A 20,052-nucleotide genomic window follows, 5' to 3' on the forward strand; every position below is an offset into this window, starting at 1 on the left:
GTAGGGGCGGGCGCCGGGGTGCGGGGGCTGCTCCGCCGGGGAGCGGGGCGGGTGGGGTTCAGGGGGTGCCGGGGGTGTGGGGTTCGAGGAACTCGATGCGGTTGCCGGCGGGGTCGCGGGAGTAGAAGCGGTGGTGGCCGGGGAGGTCGTGGTCCCAGGTGACGGGGGCGCCGCGTTCGGTGAGCCGCTGCGCGTAGGCGTGGATGCCGGTGACGCGGAGGGCGGGGTGGGCCTTGCGGGAGGGGGTGAAGCCCTCTTCGGCGCCGAGGTGGAGCTGGGCGGTTCCGGCCTGGAACCAGCAGCCGCCGCGGGCGGCGAGGACGGGGGGCTTGGGGACCTCGGTCATGCCGAGGACGCCGGTGTAGTAGGCGCGGAGGGCGTCCTCGGTGCCGGGCGGGGCGGCGAGCTGGACGTGGTCGAGGGCGGTGATCACGCCCTGCTCCGTGGTCGCGGGTTCCTCCGCGGTCGCGGGTTCGTCCGTGCTCATCGGTTCCTCTGCACTCACGGGTTCCTCTGCGCTCACGGGTTCCTCCGGGCGACGGCGAAGATGCGGCGGAAGGGGAAGGCGGTGCCGTGGGGGCCGGGCGGGTACGCCTGGCGGAGGAGGGCGGCGTACTCGTCGAGGAAGGCGGCCCGGTCGGGCGGGTCGAGGCGGGTGAGGACGGGGCGCAGGGCGGTGCCCTTGACCCATTCGAGGACGGGGTCGGGGCCGGGGAGGAGCTGGTGGTAGGTGGTCTCCCAGACGTCGGCGGTGCAGTGGGCGGCGGTGAGGCGGTCGAGGTAGGCGGCGGGGTCGTGGGCGGCGGCGTCGCGGCGGGCGCCGTCGGCGAGGCGGTCCTTCCAGCGGGGGCTGGTGCGGAGGCCGGCGAGGAGGGTGTGGCTGGGGGCGTCGAAGTTGCCGGGGAGCTGGAGGGCGAGGGTGCCGCCGGGGGTGAGGGCGCGGGTCCAGCGGTCCAGGAGGGGGAGGTGGTCGGGGATCCACTGGAGGAGGGCGTTGGTGACGATGAGGTCGGGGTGGTGGGGGGCGGGGTCCCAGGTGGCGGCGTCGGCCCGGACGTAGTCGGTGGTGCCGGTGCCGCCGGGGTTGGGGCCGGCGTGGCGGGTGCGGGCGGCGGCGAGCATCTCGGGGGAGGTGTCGACGCCGGTGATGCGGGCGTCGGGCCAGCGGGTGCGGAGGGGTGCGGTGGAGTTCCCGGGTCCGCAGCCGAGGTCGAGGATGCGGTGGGGGCGGGTGTCGGCGGGGATGCGGTGGAGGAGGTCGTGGTGGGGGCGGGTGCGGTGGTCGTCGTAGCGGAGGTACTGGTCGGGGTCCCACCGGGTCATGTCCGCTCCGCAAAGTATCTCGACGTCAAGACACATGCAGCGTGCACGCGGCCTGTCTCGATGTCAAGAGACTTCACATCGACACACCGCCCACTACACTGATCGCCATGGAGGACGAGGTCGACCGCCTGGTGGCAGCGTGGCGCCGTGAGCGCCCGGACCTCGACGTGGAACCGCTCGAGGTGCTGAGCCGCGTCAGCAGGCTGGCGCGCCACCTGGACCGGGCCCGCCGCGCGGCCTTCGCGGAGCACGGCCTGGAGCCGTGGGAGTTCGACGTGCTGACGGCGCTGCGGCGGGCGGGCGAGCCGTACCAGCTCTCCCCCGGGCAGCTGCTGACGCAGACGCTGGTGACCTCGGGGACCATGACCAACCGCATCGACCGGCTGGCGGAGAAGGGCCTGGTGCGGCGGCTGCCGGACCCGGGCGACCGGCGCGGGGTGCTGGTGCGGCTGACGGCGTCGGGGCGGGACCGGGCGGACGAGGCGCTGGCGGGGCTGCTGGGGCACGAGCGGGCGCTGCTGGCGGAGCTGGCGCCGGGGCGGCGCCGGGAGCTGGCGGGGTTGCTGCGGGAGCTGGTCGCGCCGTTCGACAACGTGCCGGACTGAACCGGGACGCCCGCCGGGGCCCTCGCCGGCGCGGGCCGGTACGTGCACGGGTCTTGCCCGCTACCCATCGGTAGTAGGCATACTCCGTCTGCCCGCCGCCGACGCCCGACCACCTCAGGCACTCCTGGCGCGGGCAGAAGGGGGGCACATCCGTGTCCGCAACACTCCGCAGCCCGTGGCGGTCCGCCGTGCGGCTGCTGGCCGCGGCGGCCAGTGCCGTCGTGCTCACCGCGGGGGCGACGGCGCCCGCGTCCGCCCACGACGGGGGCCGTCACGGAGGCCACGGCGGCGACCGCGCCACCTACTACGTCTCGCTGGGCGACTCGCTGGCGGCCGGCTACCAGCCGGACGTGCACCGGGACACCGACGTCTCGTACACCGACCGGCTGTACGAGCGGCTGAAGAAGGACGACCCGCGGCTGGTCCACGTCCGCCTGGGCTGCAGCGGGGAGACGACCACGTCGATGATCGTCGGCGGGAGGTGCTCCTACCCGGGGGCGTCCTCGCAGCTGGACGCCGCCACGCGGTTCCTGAGCGAGCACCGGGGGCGTGTCCGCTTCCTGACGGTGGACATCGGCGCCAACGACATCGGCGGCTGCCTGGCGGGCGGCGCCATCGACACCGCCTGCGTCTCCGGCGGCCTGGACACCGTCGCCCGCAACCTGCCGCGGATCACGCTGGGGCTGCGTGCGGCGGGCGGCGGCGCGCCGCGCTACGCGGGCATGTCGTACTACAACCCGTACCTGGCGCTGTGGCTGACCGGTGCGGCCGGGCAGGCGACGGCACGGCAGTCGGGTCCGCTGCAGGACCGGCTCACCTCGCTGCTGACGTCGGAGTACCGGGGGACGGGCTTCGCGGTGGCGGCGGTGGGCCAGGCGTTCTCCAGCGGCGACTTCGCCACGACGGTGCAGCTGCCGGGTGTGGGCGGGGTGCCGCTGAACGTGGCGCGCATCTGCCAGTGGACCTGGGAGTGCACGCCGTACCGGGACATCCACGCCAACCCGCTGGGGCACCAGGTGATCGCGGACGCGTTCGCGGCGGCGCTGCACCGGCACCACGGGGGGCGCTGACGGCGTCGACGCCGTCGACGGCGGGGCCGCGGGCCGGGTGGTCCGCGGCCCCGCGCGCTCCGCGGGGCGGGGGTCGGGCAGGCCCCGCCCCGCGGGGCGTTCAGAACCCGTCGGGGTAGGGGGCGGCGAGGGCCGGGACGGCGGGTTCGGGGGTGCGGTAGCCCGGGAGGAGGGTGGTGAGGCGGCGGCGGACCTCCTCGTCGTCGTTGCCGTCGGCGGCCCGGTAGAGGCCCGTGAGGCCGCCGGCGAGGTCGTCGGGGCCGGTGCCCCGGGCGGCGGCGGTGGCGAAGATGCGCGGGTGGTCGGTGGGCAGGCGCTCCTCGCCCTCGGAGAAGAGGGCCTCGTTGAGCTTCTCGCCGGCGCGCAGGCCGGTGAAGCGGATCTCGACGTCGTCGACGTCGAGGCTGACCTGGCGGGCGAAGTTGCGGACGAGGTCGACGATGCGGACGGGCTCGCCCATGTCGAGGACGAAGACCTCGCCGCCGCGGGCCATGCGGCCGGCCTCCAGGACGAGGCCGACGGCCTCCTCGATGGTCATGAAGAACCGGGTGACGTCGGGGTGGGTGACGGTGACGGGGCCGCCGCTGCGCATCTGCTCGGCGAGGACGGAGAGCAGCGAGCCGCGGGAGCCGAGGACGTTGCCGAAGCGGACGGCGGAGAAGACGCCGGTGCCGAGGTTGCGGGCGTCGCGGGCGTTGGCCTGGACGATGAGCTCGGCGAGGCGCTTGCTGGCGCCGAGGACGGAGGTGGGGTCGGCGGCCTTGTCGGTGGAGATGAGGACGAACCGCTCGACGCCGGTGGCGAGGGCGGCCTCGACGAGGCGGTCGGTGCCGAGCACGTTGGACTTGACGGCCTCGGAGGGGTGGCGCTCCAGCAGCGGCAGGTGCTTGTGGGCGGCGGCGTGGAAGACGACCTCGGGCCGCAGGTCGCGGAAGATCTGCTGGATGCGGGGGCGGTCGCGGATGTCGGCGATGACGAGGGAGTCGTCGGTGAGGAGGGCCTCGCCCCAGATCTCCAGCTGGAGGCGGTGGAGGTTGGACTCGTCGTGGTCGAGCATGTAGAGGGCGCTGGGGCCGAAGGCGTGGACCTGGCGGCACAGTTCGCCGCCGATGGAGCCGCCGGCGCCGGTGACCAGGACGCGGCGGCCGGCGATGACGGAGCGGACGTCGGGTGAGGCGACGTGGACCTCGTGGCGGCCGATGAGCTTGTTGACGTCCAGGGTGCGCATGTCGGAGCCGACGACCTCGCGGCGCAGGGCGGCGAGGAAGGACGGCAGGTAGCGGACGGAGGCGCCGGCGGCCGCGGCGGCGGTGGCGAGGCGGCGGACGGTGCGGTGGGGCAGTCCGGGGATGGCGAGGGCGACGACCTGGGCGCGGTGGGCGAGGGCGAGGTCGGTGAGGTCCCGGAGGGGGCCGAGGACGGGGACGGCGTGGTTCTCGGCGGGCAGGGCGGTGCCGATCTTGGCGGGGTCGTCGTCGAGGACGCCGACGGGGCGCAGGCCGAACTCGGGGGTGCGGACGAGGTCGCGGACGAGTGCGGAGCCCGCGGAGCCGGCGCCGACGACGAGGGTGCGCAGGCCCTGTCCCGTCCCGGCCTGCGCGGGGACCGGGTGCGGGCCGGCGCCGCCGCGGGGGGCGGTGGTGACGGGTGGGGCGGTGGTGACGGGTGGGGCGGGGGTGACGGGTGGGGCGGGGGCGGCGTGCCGGTCGGCGGGGCCGCTGGTGGATGACGACATGTGTCCTCCGGTTGCCTGACCTGACGGAGTGTGCGGCTTGGGTCAGCCGCCGGCGGCGGCGGTCTCCGCGGGGCTCATGCCGGCGCGGCGCGCCAGGGCGACCGCTGCCAGTGCGGAGTGCACGCCGAGCTTGCCCAGGACGTTCTGCACGTGGGTGCGCACGGTGTGGGGGGAGAGGTGGAGGCGTTCGGCGGCGGCCTGCCGGCCGAGTCCGTCGACCATGCAGCGCAGGACCTGCCGCTCCCGGGGGGTGAGCGTGTCGAGGAGGCGGCGGTTCTCGGCGCGGTCGGTGCGGGTGGCGACGAGTTCGCGGACGACTCCGGTGAGGAGCGCCGGGGGCAGGTGGGTCTCGTCCCTGAGGACGCCGCGGACGACGGCGGTGAGGCGGTCGCGGGGGCAGTCCCTGGGGAGCCAGGCGCCGGCCCCGGCCTGGAGGGCCCGGACGGCCCGCCGCGGGTCGTCGGCGGCCGCGAGGACCACGACCCTGAGGCCGGGGTGGTCGGTGCGGCTGCGGGCGGCGAGGGCGAGCCCGTCGGCGGCCGGGGTGCGGGCGCGGGGTCCGGCGCCGCCGGGCGTGCGGGCGGCGGGCGTGCGGGCGGCGGGCGGGGTGGCGCCGAGGTCCGCGTCGACGAGCAGGACGTGGACGGCGCGTCCGTCGGCGGCGGCCCGGCGCAGGGCCTGCTCGGCCGCCCTGGTGCTGTCCGCCGCCGCGACGTCGATGTCCGGTTCGGCGGCGAGCGCCGCGGCGACTGCTTCTGCGAAGACGCGGTGGCCGTCGGCCACCAGGACACGGATGCGCCCCATCACCAACCCCCCTGACTCGGGGCTCGGCCGCCGCCGGAAGAGCGCGTGCGCGGCGGGACCGCCCCCCGGTGCCGGCCCCCACCGGCACCGCCCCTCAGGGTACGGGCCGGGGTGTGGCGGTGGTGGGGATTCTGTAAACACGCCCGCCCGTCCCGGCGGGTGCCGGGGCGGGCGGGCGGCGGTGTGCGGCACGGGCGGGGAGGGGTCCGGGCGGGGCGGGCGCGGGTCAGGCGAGGCGGCGGGCGCCCTGCGCCGGTACGGCGGTGAAGGCGCGGGGGGCGGTGCGGCCGGCGGCGGCGAACGCGTCGGCGACGGCGGCGGCGACGCGGTCGACGGCGTCCTCCTCGACCAGGGCGATGACCGAGCCGCCGAAGCCGCCGCCGGTCATGCGGGCGCCGAGGGCCCCGGCGGTGACGGCGGCCTCCACCGCGAGGTCGGTCTCGAAGCAGGAGACGCGGAAGTCGTCCCGCAGCGAGGCGTGGCCGGCCGTGAGGACGGGCCCCACCGCCCGCAGGTCGCCCGCGTCGAGGAGGGCGACGACCCGCTCCACGCGGGCGTCCTCGGTGACGACGTGCCGGACCAGGGGCCGCAGGGCGGGCTCGGTGAGCCGGTCCAGGGCCTCCTCCAGCCCGTCGAGGGGCACGTCCCGCAGGGCGGGGACGCCGAGGAGGGCTGCGGCGCGCTCGCAGCCGGCGCGCCGCTCGGCGTAGGCGCCGTCGGCGAGGTCGTGCTTGACGCGGGTGTCGACGACGAGCAGCCGCAGGCCGGCGGCGGCGAGGTCGAGCGGGACGTGGCGGCTGGTCAGGTCCCGGGTGTCCAGGAAGAGGGCGTGGCCCGCGATGCAGCAGGTGGAGGCGGTCTGGTCCATGACGCCGCAGGGGACGCCGACGAAGTCGTTCTCGGCGCGCTGGGCGAGCAGGGCCAGCTCGGCGGGTTCCGGGCCGAGGTCGTGGAGGTCGGCGAAGGCCGCCGCGACCGCGCACTCCAGGGCGGCGGAGGAGGACAGGCCGGCTCCGGCCGGCACGTCGCTGTCGACGTGGACGTCGGCGCCGCCGACGGCGTACCCGGCCTCGCGCAGCGCCCACACCACGCCCGCGGGGTAGGCGGCCCAGCCCTCGGCGGCGCCGGGGGCGAGGGCGTCGACGGGGAGTTCGACGACGGCGCCGGGGGCCTGGGCGCTGTGCAGGCGCAGCAGGCCGTCGGTGCGGCGCCGCACGGCCGCCCGCGTGGTGTGCGGGAGGGCGAGGGGCAGCACGAAGCCGGCGTTGTAGTCGGTGTGCTCGCCGATGAGGTTGACGCGCCCGGGGGCGGCCCAGACGCCGTCGGGCGCGCCGCCGTGGACGGCGGCGAAGCCCGCGGCGGCCGCGGCCGCCGCCTGGTGGGCGGCCGCGGGCGTGGTGTCGGTGGCTGCGGTCACGGTCGGTTCTCCTCCAGGGAGCGGGCGAAGGCCCAGGCGTCGGCGACGATGCCGTCGAGGTCGGTGCGGCTGGGCCGCCAGCCGAGGACGGCCTTGGCGCGCTCGGCGGAGGCGACGAGGACGGCGGGGTCGCCGGGGCGGCGCTCGGCGGTGACGGCGGGGATGTCGCGGCCGGTGACGCGGCGGACGGCCTCGACGACCTCGCGGACGGAGAAGCCGTTGCCGTTGCCGAGGTTGCAGATGAGGTGCTCGCCGGGGCGGGCGGCGTCGAGGGCGAGGAGGTGGGCCTCGGCGAGGTCGGCGACGTGGATGTAGTCGCGGACGCAGGTGCCGTCGGGGGTGGGGTAGTCGTCGCCGTACACGGAGATGTGGGGGCGGCGGCCGAGGGCGACCTGGAGGACCAGCGGGATGAGGTGCGACTCGGGGTCGTGGCGCTCGCCGTGCCGGCCGTGGGCGCCGGCGACGTTGAAGTAGCGCAGGGAGACGGCGGCCAGGCCGTGCGCGGCGCACTCGCCGGTGATCATGTGGTCGACGGCGAGCTTGGTGGCGCCGTAGGGGTTGGTGGGGGCGGTGCGGGCGGTCTCCTCGATGGGGACCTGCTCCGGCTCGCCGTAGGTGGCGGCGGTGGAGCTGAAGACGAGGGTGCGCACGTCCGCCTTGCGCATGGCGGCGATCAGTTCCAGCGACCCGGCGACGTTGTTGCGCCAGTACTTCTCGGGGTCGGCGACGGACTCGCCGACCTGCGAGGAGGCGGCGAAGTGCAGCACGCCGTCGTAGGAGGGGTCGAGGACGTCGGCGGCGTCCTGGATGCGGCCGCGCACGAAGTCGGCGCCCGCGGGGACGCCCTCGGCGAAGCCGGTGGACAGGTCGTCCAGCACGGTGACGGCGTGTCCGGCCTCCAGGAGGTGGGCGGCGACGACCCCGCCGACGTATCCCGCCCCGCCGGTGACCAGGTACTTCCGCGTCGGCTGGCTCATGGTGCGACCTCCCGCAGGCGCTGCGCCGCCCGCTCGGGCGACACGTCGTTGACGAACACGTCCATGCCGGACTCGCTGCCGGCGAGGAACTTGAGCTTGCCCACCGTACGCCGGATCGTGAACAGCTCCAGGTGCAGGGCCAGCTCGGTCGCCGCGGGCGGGCGCCCGGCGGCCGCGGACTGCCGGACGGGGGCCTGGTGCCAGGCCGCGATGTACGGGGTGGGCGAGGCCTGCGCGGTCTGCCCGTCCTCGACGAAGAGGCGGTCGAAGCGCCGCAGGAGGTCGAGGTAGATGCCGGGGAACTCGGCCCGCTGGTCCTCGTCGAGGGCGGTCAGGTCGGAGACCCGGCGGTTGGGGTACAGGTGCACCTCGTAGGGCCAGTGGGCCGCGTAGGGGACGAACGCGGTCCAGTGCTCGCCGGCGACGACGACCCGTTCGGGGGCGGCGCGCTCGGCGGCGAGGAGGTCCTCGAAGAGGTTGCGGCCGGTGCGGCGGCGGTGGGCGGCGGCCGAGGCGAGCATCCGCTCGGTGCGGGGGGTGGTGAAGGGGTAGGCGTAGATCTGGCCGTGGGGGTGGCCGAGGGTGACGCCGATCTCGGCGCCGCGGTTCTCGAAGCAGAAGACCTGCTCGACGCCGGGCATCGCGGACAGCTCGGCGGTGCGGTCGGTCCAGGCGTCGAGGACCAGGCGGGCCTGGGCGGGGGTGAGGTCCGCGAAGGAGAGGTCGTGCTCCTGGGTGAAGCAGACCACCTCGCAGCGGCCGGTGCCGGGGCGGCCCAGGTACGGCAGGGGGCCGGTGGTGCGGGCGGTGCCGGGGCCGCTGTCGCCCTCGTAGTGGGCGGCGGCGTCGGCGGCCAGGGACGGGAAACGGTTCTCGAAGACCGCCACCTGGTAGTCGGCCGCGGGGATCTCGGTGTGCCGGCCGTCACGGGACGGGCACAGCGGGCACTCGTCGGCCGGCGGGTGGTAGATGCGGCCCTGCCGGTGGGAGGCGACGGCGACCCACTCGTCGAGGACGGGGTCGTGCCGGATCTCGGAGAGGCTGGCGACGTGCTCCAGGGGTCTGGGGTCCTGGGTGTCGGCGGCGTCGCGCACGGCGGAGTCGTCGGCGTCGTAGTAGATCAGCTCGCGGCCGTCCGCGAGTTTGGTCGTCGTCTTCTTCACGGTTTCCGCCTCTCCCAGCACCCCCGACTGCGAACATAATCAAACACAAGGCACCACCAGTCAACAGCGGAGGCGGGTGAAGTTGCGGGGGACGCGGCGGCCGCGCCCCCTTTCGCGCCCTGGAGAGGCGGCCGACGGGCGGTCGGCGGCGGGAAGCAACACGAAACGCCACCGCGGGCGGGGCGGGCTCCCGCAGGGGCCATGCTGGTCCCATGCAGCGACGACCCGACCATGCCGCTCCCCGGCTGCGGCACGAGCGCCCCGAGCAGGACGGCAGGGACGGCCGGAACGGGAGGGCCGGGACGGGCCGCCCGGACGCCGCCCCCGCGCGGGAGACCTCCGACACCCTCGCCGGCCTGCTCGACGACGCCCTCGCCCTCCCCGGCCCCCGCACCCTCCTCGGCCTCGCCGGACCGCCCGGCGCGGGCAAGTCCGTCCTCGCCCGCGCCCTCATCGCCGCCGCCTGCGAACGGCTCGGCGACGGCGCCGCCGCCTACGTGCCCCTGGACGGCTTCCACCTCTCCACCAGCCGGCTGGAACAGCTGGGCCTCACGGACCGCAAGGGGTCCCCGCCCAGCTTCGACGCCCACGGCTACGCCGCCCTGCTGCGGCGGATCGCCGACGCTCCCCCGCACACCGTCCACGTGCCCGACTACGACCGCGCCCTCCACGAGCCCGTCGCCGCCCGGCACACCGTCGAGCCCCACTGCCGCCTCGTCGTCACCGAGGGGAACTACCTCGCGCTCGACGGACCGGGATGGCGCGAGGCCCGCGCCCTGCTGCACGCCCTCTGGTACGTCGACGCGCCCGACGGGCTGCGGGAGGAGCGCCTGCGCGCCCGCCACCGGGGCAACGGCTCCTCCCCCGAGCGCGCCGCGGCCCGCGTCTCCGGCAACGACCGCCCCAACGGCGAACAGGTCAAGGCCGCCCGCTCCCGCTGCGACCGCACCGTGCTGGCCCCGCCGCTCGGCTGACCGCGCCGGGCGGGCGTACGGGAACGCCGGGCGCCCGGGAACGCCGAAGGCCCCCGCCGTGGTGGCGGGGGCCTTCGACCTGGTGGAGCCCCAATACGGAATCGAACCGTAGACCTTCTCCTTACCATGGAGACGCTCTGCCGACTGAGCTATTGGGGCGAGCGAGGAAGACATTACATGGTCATCGCCGGGAACACGAAATCGGCGCCGCGGACCCGGCCGGGCGGAGGACGGCGCAGCCCCGCACGCCGGTGCGTGCGGGGCCGGCGACCGGTCGTCCCTACTGCGGGGGCGTCGTCCCGCCCCCGTACGGGCCGCCCTGCGGCGGCCCGAAGCCGCCCGCGGGCGGCGCCTGGTACCGGTTCGGGTACGGGCCCGGGTGCGGCGGCGCGGGCGGTGCCGACGGCGCGGGGTACGGCGGGGCCTGCGGCCCCGGGTACGGCTGCCCGTACCCGCCGCCGGGCCCTCCCGGCCCGCCGGACGACGGGCCGGAGCCGCCGCCCCGGCCGCGCCGGACGAGCAGGAGCACGACCACGGCCGCGACCGCCAGGACGGCCGCGCCCACGCCGATCCACAGCCCCGCGCCGCTTCCGCCGCCGGACTCCGCCGCCGGGGCGGCGGACGACGGCGCGGGGGACGCCGCGTCACCGGGGGGCTGCGACGCCCCGCCGGCCGACGGCGGCCCGGCGGGCGCGGAGGCCCCGGCGGACGGCGCGGTGGCGGCCAGCGGGTACACGTCGGCCGGGCCCGGGTCCCCGGGGTCGGTCAGCGCGACCCGCGGCCGCACGACGCCGTACCCGAGGTAGTCGCTGCGGCCCTTGCCGTCCTTGCCCGCCGTGTTGATCAGTACCCGCAGGACCTGGTTCGCCGTCCAGTCCGGGTGCTCGGACCACACGAGCGCGGCCGAGGCGGAGACGAGGGCGGCGGCGTCACTGGTGCCGTGGGCCTTGCAGTATCCGGAGGGGCGGGTGCAGGCCCGGTAGATGTCCTCGCCCGGTGCGGCGAGGGCGACCTGGGGGCCGTGCTCCGACTCGGCAGTCACCTCGCCGTCACGGCCGACGGCGGAGACCGCAACCACACCGGGAAGGGAACTCGGGTACTCCACCGCATTGCCGCTGTCGCCGCTGTTCCCGGCTGACGCAATGAGGAGTTTGCCCTTGGAGCGTGCGTAGTCCACTGCCGCTTGCAGTGCTGCGCTTTTCGAGCGGAGACCGAGCGACATGTTGATGACCTTGGCATCGCTGTCGGCGGCGTAACGGATGGCCCGGCTAAGCTGTCCGAGGATCTCCGCACTCTTCTCACTATGAGAGGTGTCCACGAGGTTCACGCGGATCGGCAGGATCATGGCGCCCGGGGCCAGTCCGTACGCCCCCTTGCCGCCGAGGCCTTTACCGCTACCGGCGATGATCTGGGCCATCCCTGTGCCGTGGCCTTCGGAGTCGGTGGAGACACCGCCAGGCAGCCCGGAGAAATCCTTACCGGGAAGGATGTTCGGGCCCAGATCCGGATGGTCCGTCTTGAAGCCGGAGTCGATGACGGCGACCGTGATTCCGCGGCCTGTCGAGATCTTCCACATCTCGGGGGCCTTCATCGCATCGAGGTACCACTGCTCAGCACGGATGGAGTCCACGGCGGCGGCGGGCTGGACCGCGCCGCCGAGCAGGAGTGCCCCCGCCGACATCAGGACCGCCGCCATCCGGAGCGGTGTTCTCGTGCCCGACTGGTGCATCGGTCTGTCTCCTCGTCGGCCGGACGGCACATGGGGCTGCCCGGTCCGCAACGGGTGCGGACCGGGCAGCCGGAACTCGCTGCTACTCAATCACGGTCGGATTGCTCTCGGAAGCGGAGGAGCCCCAGGTCTCCTCGTCCTCCACCAGGTAGTCAGGCCGACGGCCCCGTCGGTCCCGGGAGCCGCGGCCGCCCGCGGCGGATCCGCCCGGCATTCCGTGGCCGTCGGGGTCCGCACCGGCGGCGCCGCGGTTGCGCAGCCCGGAGCCGCCCGGGGTGAACTCCCCGCCCGCGCCCGGACCACGGCGGCCGCCGACCATGCCGCCCTCCTCCGTCGCGAGACGGCGCCCGGCAGAGCCCTGGCCCCCGCGGTAGCCGCGGCCGCCGGCGCCGCCCGCGCCGGTGCCGCCGGCAGCGCCGTGCCCCTCCTCGAGTCCGTCGAACGCCGCACCGCCGGCAGGACGCCTGGCGGCCGCGCCGCCCCGGCCGGCCCCGGCACCCGTGCGGGCCGACCCGGTCGTCCCGGCGCCCTCCTCGGCCCCGACGGTGGTGCCGCCGTAGCCGGGACGGCGGCTGCCCGCACCCGCGCCGAGTCCGGGCTCGCCCTCGCCGAACACCCCTCCGACGGCCTTGCCTCCAGGGCGGAGACCGCCGCCCGCAACGGGACGGCCGCCGGGGACGCGCACGCCACCGGAGCCGGGCGACCCGCCGAGCCGTCCCCCGCCGGGCAGCAGACCGCCGCCGGGAAGGCCTCCGGTCGGCGGGACGGCCGTGCCCCCCGGCGCCGTGCCGGGGCCACCGCCCGGAAGGGGCGTGGAGCCGCTGGGCGACGTCGGGAGGACGGCCACGCCGTCGATGCCCGTGCCGACGTGGGAGCCGGTGCCGCCGGTGACCGGAGTGGTGTGGGGAGACGTCACGCCACCGGTGACGGAGCCCCCTCCACCGGAATGCGTGATCAAAGCTCCGACCGTCACACCGGAGGAGCCGCGGACAGTGCCGCCACCGCCGGTGCGCGATCCGGACGATCCTGTGGATCCGGTGCCACCGACATTGACATCGGTGATGCCGTCCTCGGCATACCTGCGCGGAGGCATCAGCGTCTCCGGCGTCGGCGGGAACGTCGGAGTCTTGGCGCTCTTCATGACGTCCGTCGACATCTCGTACGACTGCCCCAGCTTCTCCATCTGCGCGATGGCCTGCTGGTGCGCGACGTCGATCCGCTTCTGGGCGGCGGCGGCCTCACTGGCGGTCACCCAGTCGGGGTTGACGGCCTTCATGGCCCGGTCGGCGACGCTGGGGCCGGCCGCGGCGCCCAGGGGGCCGCCGAGGGCGGCTCCGACGACGGTGCCGGTGATCGCCGTGGCGGCGGAGGGCTGCGCCCTGTGCCTGGCGACGGTCTCCATGTCCTTGACGGGCACGTCGGGAATGGCCTTCTTGACCTCGCCGAGCGTCGAACCCGCGTTGGTCATGAAGTCGCCCGCGACCCGCGAGTACTCGGAGAGTTCGAGCGTGGCCTTGGCGACCTGCCGCCCCCACTCCCGGAAGGAGTCGGCGGCGTCACCGGTCCAGTCGAGGTTGGACATGTGGGACATGAGCTCGTTGCCGATCGAGTCCATGACCGTGTGGGCGTTGGTCAGGCGTGTGCCGACGTCGATGACGGAGCCGGCGTCGGCGCCGTGGACCATGGCCTTGAGGGCGGCGTGGTCGTAGCCCTCGAAGTTCGACTTGGGGCTGTAGGGGTTCGCCCCACCAGCGTCCTGCATTCCTCACCTTCCCCGTGGACTGTGACTGCTGCACGCGTCCGCCGTCACGGCGGGACGCAGTGGACGCAGCATCAGAAAGCGCCCTGCTTGGTGCCCTGGGACGCGGCGGGCGCGGGCGCTCCCCCGGCCGCCGGGGGCTTCTGCGCGGCCTCGGCCTGGTCGCGGATCTTCCAGAGCTCGGCGAGCCGGGACTCCTCGACGTTCTGGTAGCCCTTGGTGGAGACGTCGACCGTGATGCTCATCGCCTCGATCTGCTGGGAGAGCGTCTTCGACAGGGTCTCCAGGTTGTCGTGGACCTTGGCGTACGCGGAGAAGAGGTCCTCGGCCTCGCCGAAGCCCGTGCCCAGGTGTCCGCTGGCGAGGCGCTGGTCGGAGATCTGCTTCTGGGAGGCCGCGGAGCCCTCCAGGTCCTGGAGCATCTGGTCGACCTTCGACTTGAAGGTCTTGAGGTTCTCGACCTCCGCCGTGAACGCCTGGCGCCCGACGGCCGCCGCCAGGCCGGGCATCCCGCCTCCGCCGTCAGCAATCAGCACAGCACTGCACCTCCCCCGTGCGCGGTGCCTGCACACCGGGACCGCGCCGTCACACCTCGTCGGTTTCCCTCGTCCTGCCGCGGCCCGCACGCAGGGGCACGCCGCGGCCCCAGCTTACCGAGCGCGGGTGTCATCGGGTCAGGGGGCCGGTTCCGTACCGGCGCTCCTGGTACGAAGTTGGTACAGGAGCGCCGGTGCGGGCGCGTCGGTGCGGGCGCGCCGGCCGGCCTGCGGTCAGGCGTCCTCGGCCAGTTCGAGCCAGCGCATCTCCAGTTCCTCGCGCTCGTCCTTGAGCGTGCGCAGGCGGGTGTCGAGCCCGGCGACGCGGGAGAAGTCGGTGGCGTGCTCGGCCATCTCGGCGTGGAGCTTCGCCTCCTGCTCGTCCAGCTTGGCGAGCTGCCGCTCGATGCGCTGCAGCTCCTTCTTGGCGGCGCGGGTGTCGCCGGTGGGCCTGGCGGCCGCCGCGGGGGCGGCGGCGGGGGCCGCGGCGGTCTCGGCGATGCGGGCGCGGCGCTGGAGGTACTCGTCGACGCCGCCGGGCAGCATCCGCATGCGGCGGTCGCCGAGGAGGGCGTACTGGTTGTCGGTGGTCCGCTCGACGAAGTACCGGTCGTGGCTGACGACGACCATGGAGCCGGGCCAGCCGTCGAGGAGGTCCTCCAGCTGGGTCAGGGTCTCGATGTCGAGGTCGTTGGTGGGCTCGTCGAGGAAGAGGACGTTGGGCTCGTCCATGAGGAGCCGCAGCAGCTGGAGGCGGCGGCGCTCGCCGCCGGAGAGGTCGCCGACGGGCGTCCACTGCTTGTCCTTGCCGAAGCCGAACTGCTCGCAGAGCTGGCCGGCGGACATCTCGCGGCCCTTGCCGAGGTCGACGCGCTGGCGGACGCGCTCGACGGCCTCCAGGACGCGCCAGTCGGGGTCGAGTTCGGCGACCTCCTGGGAGAGGTAGGCGAGCTTGACGGTCTTCCCGACCTTGACGGTGCCGGCGGCGGGCTGCGCCTCGCCGTGGGTGGCGGCGGCCTCGGCGAGGGCGCGCATGAGGGAGGTCTTGCCGGAGCCGTTGACGCCGAGCAGGCCGACGCGGTCGCCGGGGCCGAGCTGCCAGGTGAGGTGCTCCAGCAGGGTCTTGGGGCCGGCCTGGACGGTGACGTCCTCCAGCTCGAAGACGGTCTTGCCGAGCCGGGAGTTGGCGAACTTCATCAGCTCGCTGCGGTCGCGCGGCGGCGGCACGTCGGCGATGAGCTCGTTGGCGGCCTCGACGCGGAAGCGCGGCTTGGAGGTGCGGGCCGGGGCGCCGCGGCGCAGCCAGGCGAGCTCCTTGCGGACGAGGTTCTGCCGCTTGGTCTCCTCGGTGGCGGCGATGCGGGAGCGCTCGGCGCGGGCGAAGACGTAGTCGGAGTAGCCGCCCTCGTACTCGTGGACGTCGCCGCGCTGGACGTCCCACATGCGGGTGCAGACCTGGTCGAGGAACCAGCGGTCGTGGGTGACGCAGACGAGCGCGGAGCGGCGGGCGCCGAGGTGGGCGGCGAGCCAGGCGATGCCCTCGACGTCGAGGTGGTTGGTGGGCTCGTCGAGGACGATCAGGTCGTGCTCGTCGAGGAGGAGCTTGGCGAGGGCGATGCGGCGGCGCTCGCCGCCGGAGAGGGGGCCGATGACGGTGTCGAGGCCCTGGGGGAAGCCGGGGAGGTCGAGTCCGCCGAAGAGGCCGGTGAGGATGTCGCGGATGCGGGCGTCGCCGGCCCACTCGTGGTCGGCGCGGTCGCCGACGACCTCGTGGCGGACGGTGGCCGCGGGGTCGAGGGAGTCGTGCTGGGTGAGGACGCCCAGGCGCAGGCCGCCGGCGTGGGTGACGCGGCCGTCGTCGGGGTCCTCCAGCTTGGCGAGGATGCGGATCAGGGTGGTCTTGCCGTCGCCGTTGCGGCCGACGACGCCGATCCGGTCGCCCTCGCTGACGCCGAGGGTGACGCCGTCGAGGAGGGCACGGGTGCCGTAGACCTTGCCGACGGATTCGAGGGTGGCGAGGTTGACGGCCACGTGCGCTGCTCTCCAGGGGTGGTGGGGTACCGGTCTCCCAGGGTAGTGGGCGCCCGGCGTCCTCCGGTCCGGGCGGTCCCTTGGGCCGGTGCGGCCGCCGGTCCTCGCGGGGTTCCGGCGCCGGTGCGGGGGCGCGGGAGTCGCGGTTCCCGACGCGCGCCCGGCCGCCGTCCACAGGCTGTGGACGGCGGCGGCGCGGCGGGCCGCGGCCGCGGGCGGGCATGGAGGCGCCCCGCCCCGCCGCGGCGGGGCGCGGCCGCAGCCGGGACCGGCCGGCTTTAGCCGCAGGCGGGCGTGGAGGGACGCGCCGGACGCCGGGAGGGGGCGGATGGCCGGAAGGGAGCGGACGGCCGGAAGGGAGCGGACGGCCGGAAGGGAGCGGACGGCCGGAAGGGAGCGGACGGCCGGAAGGGAGCGGACGGCCGGAAGGGAGCGGACGGCCGGAAGGGAGCGGACGGCCGGAAGGGGGCGGCGGGCCTGTTACCGGACGACGGCGGTGATGTGGGCCCCGGGCACCGGGCCGTGGGTGACGCGGACCGCCCGGCAGGTGCCGGAGGCGGCGAGGGCGTCCGCGACGGCGGCGGCGGATTCGGCGTCCTTGGCCAGGAAGGCGCAGGTGGGGCCGGAGCCGGAGACGAGGGAGCCGAGGGCGCCGCCGTCCGCGCCCGCGCGCAGGGTGTCGGCGAGGGCGGGGCGCAGGGAGAGAGCGGCGGCCTGGAGGTCGTTGGTGAGGGCGGCGGCGAGCGCGGCGGTGTCGCCGGCGGCGAGGGCGTCGAGGAGGGCGGGGTCGGGCTGGGGGTCGGGGACGGCGTCGGTGTCGGAGCCGGTGCCGGCCTCGTCGCGGAGGCGGTCGCACTCGCGGAAGACGGCGGGGGTGGACAGGCCGCCGTCGGCGACGGCGAAGACCCAGTGGACGTCGGCGCCGACGGGCAGCGGCTCCAGGATCTCGCCTCGGCCGCGGCCGAGGGCGGCGCCGCCGAGGAGGGCGAAGGGGACGTCGGAGCCGAGTTCGGCGGCGAGGTCGAGGAGGACGTCGAGGGGGGTGGCGGTGCCCCACAGGGCGTCGCAGGCGACGAGGGCGGCGGCGGCGTCGGCGCTGCCGCCGGCCATGCCGCCGGCGACGGGGATGTCCTTGGCGATGTGCAGGTGGACGTCGGGGGTGCGGCCGTGGCGGTGGGCCAGGAGGCGGGCGGCGCGGGCGGCGAGGTTGGAGCCGTCGAGGGGGACCTGGTCGGCGTCGGGGCCGGAGACGGTGATCCGCAGGGTGTCGGCCGGGGTGGCGGTGACCTCGTCGCCGAGGGCGACGGCGAAGAAGACGTTGGCCAGGTCGTGGAAGCCGTCGGGCCGGCGGCCGCCGACCGCGAGCTGGACGTTGACCTTGGCGGGCACGCGCACGGTGACGGACTGCGGCGGGGCGGCGGGGGTCACGGTCATGGCTCCTGCGGGGTCTGCTGCGGTGCGGTGGGCGGTACGGGCGGTGGGGGTGTTGCGGAGGCGGTGCGAGGAGGTCCCGGCGCGGGTCAGGCCCGGCCGGGGCGGTGCTCGGCGATGGCGGCGAACTGCTCGACGGTGAGCGCCTCGCCGCGCAGCCGGTGGTCGACGCCGGCGGCGGCGAGGGCCTGCTCGGCGGCGGCGGGCGAGCCGGCCCAGCCGGCGAGGGCTGCGCGCAGGGTCTTGCGGCGCTGGGCGAAGGCGGCGTCGACGGCGGCGAAGACGTCCTTGCGGGTGGCGGTGGTGGACGGCGGGTCGCGGCGGACCAGCGAGACCAGGCCGGAGTCGACGTTGGGGGCGGGCCAGAAGACGTTGCGGCCGATGGCGCCGGCCCGCTTGACGTCGGCGTACCAGTTGGCCTTGACCGACGGCACGCCGTAGACCTTGGATCCGGGGCCGGCGGCGAGCCGGTCGGCGACCTCGGACTGCACCATGACCAGGGTGCGCTCGATGCTGGGGAAGGCCTCCAGCATGTGCAGCAGCACGGGGACGGCCACGTTGTACGGGAGGTTGGCGACCAGGGCGGTGGGGGCCGGGCCGGGCAGCTCGGTGACGTCCATGGCGTCGGCGTGGACGAGCGCGAACCGGTCGGCGCGGTCGGGCATGCGGGCGGCGACGGTGGCGGGGAGGTGCTGCGCCAGCAGCGGGTCGATCTCGACGGCGGTGACGCGGTCGGCGACCTCCAGCAGGGCGAGGGTGAGCGATCCGAGGCCGGGGCCGACCTCCACCACGGTGTCGTCGGGCCGCACCTCGGCGGCGCGGACGATGCGGCGCACGGTGTTGGCGTCGATGACGAAGTTCTGGCCGCGCTGCTTGGTGGGGCGGACGCCGAGGACCCGGGCCAGCTCGCGGACGTCGGCGGGGCCGAGGAGGTGGCTGTCGCCGGCCGGCCGGCCCTCGCCGGGCTGCTGGTCGTGGGGGGTCCGTTCGGTACCGGAAGGGGTGCTCACCCCCCTAGGGTACGGACCTCCGGCGTGCGCCCGGCGCGCACCGGGTACCGGTCGCGCGGCGGCGGGCCCGGCCGGGCCCGGTGCCGCGCGGCCGCCTCACTGGGGCACGTCCTGGAAGTGCTCGAAGTTCCGGCCGACGAGGTCGTCGTTCCACTCGTGGCCGTCGGCGGAGCTGCGGAGGTTGGCGGCGCCCGCCGCGGTCCGGTCGTGCAGCCCCTGGAGGGCGGGCCCCCAGGTCTCCGCGACGGTCCGCAGGGCGGCGGCGAGGTCCCAGCCGGTCAGGGACTCCGCCGCGGCGGTGGTCTCCCTGACGGCTCTGCCGGTCGGCTCCTTCATGTCCTGCGCGATCCCGTCGGCGGCGTGCGCGGACGCCCGCAGCTCGGCGGGGGTGACCTCGATGTCCCGGGTCATGGCGGGGGCTCCTTCCTCTCGCTACTGCGGCTGCTGGGTGGCGCCCGGGGGGATCATGCAGGGGCTGCGCACGGAGAACAGGATGGTCCTGCTGGGCTTCCTGGCCGGCCCCGCGGACTCGGCGCTGAGGGAGAAGCGGGTGTCGTCGTCCACCGCGTCGACCACGGCGGTGTAGTAGTCGTCCTGGTACTCCCGGTAGCCGGCGATCCGGTACCCCTCCTTCTCGAAATCGGCACGCACCTTGCGGACCACCTCCGTGTGGCGCTCCTTGGGGGCGGGGGCGTAGACGGTGTAGTACAGCGAGTAGCGCCCGTCGCGCACCACCTCGTCGTTCCTGCCGACGCACTCCTCGAAGATCGACTCCGCGCTCTTCCGGTCGAGTTCGACCCCGGCCGCCTCGGCCATGCGCGCGGTGTGCTCCTCGGCCCACCGCGTCGCACGCTCCCGGCTCAGGCGCGGCAGCGGGTCGTTCTTCCCGTCGTCGGACATGCAGGCTCCCGTCGTGAGGAGGAGAAGGGTGACGCCGAGCGCGCACCGGGCGGACCTGATTCTGTTCATCGGACACCCCCTTCGGGGCGGGCAAGGACGACCTCGATGTCCCGGGTCATGGCCGGGGGGCTCCTCTCGCTACTGCGGCTGCCGGGTGGCGCCCGGGGGGATCATGCAGGGGCTGCGGACGGAGAACAGGAACTTCACAGGGCTCACCGACCCGGTCGCGAAAGTGACCCGGGTCTCGTCGTCCCGGGCGTCGACCAGGGCGCTGTGGTAGTCGTCCTGGTACTCCCGGTACCCGGTGATCCGGTACCCCCCTTCTCGAAGTCCGCGCGGAGCCTCCGGGCGACCTCCGTCTGCCGCTCCCGGGCCACGGGGGCGTAGACGGTGTAGTACAGCGAGTAGCGCCCGTCGCGCACCACCTCGTCGTTCCTGCCGACGCACTCCTCGAAGATCGACTCCGCGCTCTTCCGGTCGAGTTCGACCCCGGCCGCCTCGGCCATGCGCGCGGTGTGCTCCTCGGCCCACCGCGTCGCACGCTCCCGGCTCAGGCGCGGCAGCGGGTCGTTCTTCCCGTCGTCGGGC

19 protein-coding genes and 1 tRNA gene are annotated in these 20,052 nt (G+C 75.5%); 3 read left to right on the forward strand and 17 right to left on the reverse strand.

The features are described from left to right. Window positions 1-58: 58 nt before the first annotated feature. Together LO771_RS16385 and LO771_RS16390 are read right to left on the reverse strand one after the other, a co-directional pair. Complete coding sequence (locus LO771_RS16385) at window positions 59-433, reverse strand: VOC family protein (protein WP_230653261.1); 375 nt, start codon at window positions 431-433, stop codon at window positions 59-61. An 86-nt stretch (window positions 434-519) separates the two neighbouring features. After that, complete coding sequence (locus LO771_RS16390; protein WP_230653047.1) at window positions 520-1,323, reverse strand: trans-aconitate 2-methyltransferase; 804 nt, start codon at window positions 1,321-1,323, stop codon at window positions 520-522. 107 nt (window positions 1,324-1,430) lie between these two features. Here LO771_RS16390 and LO771_RS16395 point away from each other — a divergent pair, with 107 nt between their 5' ends. Both LO771_RS16395 and LO771_RS16400 read left to right on the forward strand, forming a co-directional pair. Further along, window positions 1,431-1,928 (forward strand): MarR family winged helix-turn-helix transcriptional regulator, encoded by a 498-nt coding sequence (locus LO771_RS16395; RefSeq protein WP_230653049.1) that lies wholly within the window; start codon window positions 1,431-1,433, stop codon window positions 1,926-1,928. Between the two features lie 152 nt (window positions 1,929-2,080). Then, a complete protein-coding gene (locus tag LO771_RS16400; protein WP_230653051.1) occupies window positions 2,081-2,998 on the forward strand; it encodes an SGNH/GDSL hydrolase family protein in 918 nt (305 codons plus the stop codon). A 100-nt stretch (window positions 2,999-3,098) separates the two neighbouring features. On the opposite strand, the gene LO771_RS16405 is transcribed toward LO771_RS16400, so the two are convergent. From LO771_RS16405 to galT, 5 genes are all read right to left on the reverse strand, one after another. Beyond that, window positions 3,099-4,733: a nucleoside-diphosphate sugar epimerase/dehydratase gene (locus tag LO771_RS16405; RefSeq protein ID WP_230653053.1), complete on the reverse strand. Its 1,635-nt coding sequence runs from the start codon at window positions 4,731-4,733 to the stop codon at window positions 3,099-3,101. Window positions 4,734-4,775: 42 nt separating this feature from the next. Further along, entirely contained in the window at window positions 4,776-5,537 is a 762-nt protein-coding gene (locus tag LO771_RS16410; protein ID WP_230653055.1) for a response regulator transcription factor, read from the reverse strand. Between the two features lie 226 nt (window positions 5,538-5,763). Continuing rightward, window positions 5,764-6,954, reverse strand: coding sequence for a galactokinase (gene galK / locus LO771_RS16415; protein ID WP_230653057.1), 1,191 nt, complete (start codon window positions 6,952-6,954; stop codon window positions 5,764-5,766). After that, complete coding sequence (gene galE / locus LO771_RS16420) at window positions 6,951-7,931, reverse strand: UDP-glucose 4-epimerase GalE (protein WP_230653059.1); 981 nt, start codon at window positions 7,929-7,931, stop codon at window positions 6,951-6,953. Before galE ends, galK begins: the two co-directional genes overlap by 4 nt. Next, on the reverse strand, window positions 7,928-9,094 hold the full coding sequence (gene galT, locus LO771_RS16425; RefSeq protein WP_230653061.1) for a galactose-1-phosphate uridylyltransferase: 1,167 nt from the start codon (window positions 9,092-9,094) through the stop codon (window positions 7,928-7,930). The genes galE and galT overlap by 4 nt, the downstream gene beginning before the upstream one ends. A gap of 212 nt (window positions 9,095-9,306) precedes the next feature. On the opposite strand from galT, the gene LO771_RS16430 reads away from it, so the two are divergent. Beyond that, window positions 9,307-10,068, forward strand: coding sequence for a nucleoside/nucleotide kinase family protein (locus LO771_RS16430; protein ID WP_230653063.1), 762 nt, complete (start codon window positions 9,307-9,309; stop codon window positions 10,066-10,068). 83 nt (window positions 10,069-10,151) lie between these two features. Here LO771_RS16430 and LO771_RS16435 read toward each other — a convergent pair. The 10 genes from LO771_RS16435 to LO771_RS16480 form a co-directional block, all read right to left on the reverse strand. Then, window positions 10,152-10,227 (reverse strand) — tRNA-Thr (locus LO771_RS16435). 121 nt (window positions 10,228-10,348) lie between these two features. Further along, on the reverse strand, window positions 10,349-11,797 hold the full coding sequence (gene mycP, locus LO771_RS16440) for a type VII secretion-associated serine protease mycosin (protein WP_230653065.1): 1,449 nt from the start codon (window positions 11,795-11,797) through the stop codon (window positions 10,349-10,351). 82 nt (window positions 11,798-11,879) lie between these two features. Next, a complete protein-coding gene (locus LO771_RS16445) occupies window positions 11,880-13,559 on the reverse strand; it encodes a WXG100 family type VII secretion target (protein ID WP_230653067.1) in 1,680 nt (559 codons plus the stop codon). Between the two features lie 71 nt (window positions 13,560-13,630). Then, on the reverse strand, window positions 13,631-14,092 hold the full coding sequence (locus LO771_RS16450; protein WP_230653069.1) for a hypothetical protein: 462 nt from the start codon (window positions 14,090-14,092) through the stop codon (window positions 13,631-13,633). A gap of 234 nt (window positions 14,093-14,326) precedes the next feature. Continuing rightward, window positions 14,327-16,123 (reverse strand): ABC-F family ATP-binding cassette domain-containing protein, encoded by a 1,797-nt coding sequence (locus tag LO771_RS16455; RefSeq protein ID WP_230653071.1) that lies wholly within the window; start codon window positions 16,121-16,123, stop codon window positions 14,327-14,329. A gap of 480 nt (window positions 16,124-16,603) precedes the next feature. Further along, window positions 16,604-17,557 carry a 4-(cytidine 5'-diphospho)-2-C-methyl-D-erythritol kinase gene (locus LO771_RS16460; protein ID WP_230653073.1) on the reverse strand — a complete coding sequence of 318 codons (954 nt, stop codon included), beginning with the start codon at window positions 17,555-17,557 and terminating at the stop codon, window positions 16,604-16,606. Window positions 17,558-17,643: 86 nt separating this feature from the next. Continuing rightward, window positions 17,644-18,459: a 16S rRNA (adenine(1518)-N(6)/adenine(1519)-N(6))-dimethyltransferase RsmA gene (rsmA, locus tag LO771_RS16465; protein ID WP_230653263.1), complete on the reverse strand. Its 816-nt coding sequence runs from the start codon at window positions 18,457-18,459 to the stop codon at window positions 17,644-17,646. A gap of 201 nt (window positions 18,460-18,660) precedes the next feature. Further along, on the reverse strand, window positions 18,661-18,975 hold the full coding sequence (locus tag LO771_RS16470) for a type VII secretion target (protein ID WP_230653075.1): 315 nt from the start codon (window positions 18,973-18,975) through the stop codon (window positions 18,661-18,663). A 21-nt stretch (window positions 18,976-18,996) separates the two neighbouring features. Then, window positions 18,997-19,464 (reverse strand): hypothetical protein, encoded by a 468-nt coding sequence (locus LO771_RS16475; protein WP_230653077.1) that lies wholly within the window; start codon window positions 19,462-19,464, stop codon window positions 18,997-18,999. Window positions 19,465-19,676: 212 nt separating this feature from the next. After that, window positions 19,677-20,052 (reverse strand): hypothetical protein (locus LO771_RS16480; protein ID WP_230653079.1); only part of this gene is annotated, 376 nt, incomplete at its 5' end.

It is taken from the genome of Streptacidiphilus sp. ASG 303, assembly GCF_020991365.1.
Lineage (GTDB): Bacteria > Actinomycetota > Actinomycetes > Streptomycetales > Streptomycetaceae > Peterkaempfera.

Bases quoted from the DNA above. Each gene is read 5' to 3' on its own strand.
- LO771_RS16390 (WP_230653047.1), bottom strand. From the start codon at position 1,323: ATGACCCGGTGGGACCCCGACCAGTACCTCCGCTACGACGACCACCGC.
- LO771_RS16470 (WP_230653075.1), bottom strand. From the start codon at position 18,975: ATGACCCGGGACATCGAGGTCACCCCCGCCGAGCTGCGGGCGTCCGCG.
- galE (WP_230653059.1), bottom strand. From the start codon at position 7,931: ATGAGCCAGCCGACGCGGAAGTACCTGGTCACCGGCGGGGCGGGATAC.
- LO771_RS16410 (WP_230653055.1), bottom strand. From the start codon at position 5,537: ATGGGGCGCATCCGTGTCCTGGTGGCCGACGGCCACCGCGTCTTCGCA.
- LO771_RS16445 (WP_230653067.1), bottom strand. From the start codon at position 13,559: ATGCAGGACGCTGGTGGGGCGAACCCCTACAGCCCCAAGTCGAACTTC.
- LO771_RS16395 (WP_230653049.1), top strand. From the start codon at position 1,431: ATGGAGGACGAGGTCGACCGCCTGGTGGCAGCGTGGCGCCGTGAGCGC.
- mycP (WP_230653065.1), bottom strand. From the start codon at position 11,797: ATGCACCAGTCGGGCACGAGAACACCGCTCCGGATGGCGGCGGTCCTG.
- LO771_RS16405 (WP_230653053.1), bottom strand. From the start codon at position 4,733: ATGTCGTCATCCACCAGCGGCCCCGCCGACCGGCACGCCGCCCCCGCC.
- LO771_RS16460 (WP_230653073.1), bottom strand. From the start codon at position 17,557: ATGACCGTGACCCCCGCCGCCCCGCCGCAGTCCGTCACCGTGCGCGTG.
- LO771_RS16475 (WP_230653077.1), bottom strand. From the start codon at position 19,464: ATGTCCGACGACGGGAAGAACGACCCGCTGCCGCGCCTGAGCCGGGAG.
- LO771_RS16430 (WP_230653063.1), top strand. From the start codon at position 9,307: ATGCAGCGACGACCCGACCATGCCGCTCCCCGGCTGCGGCACGAGCGC.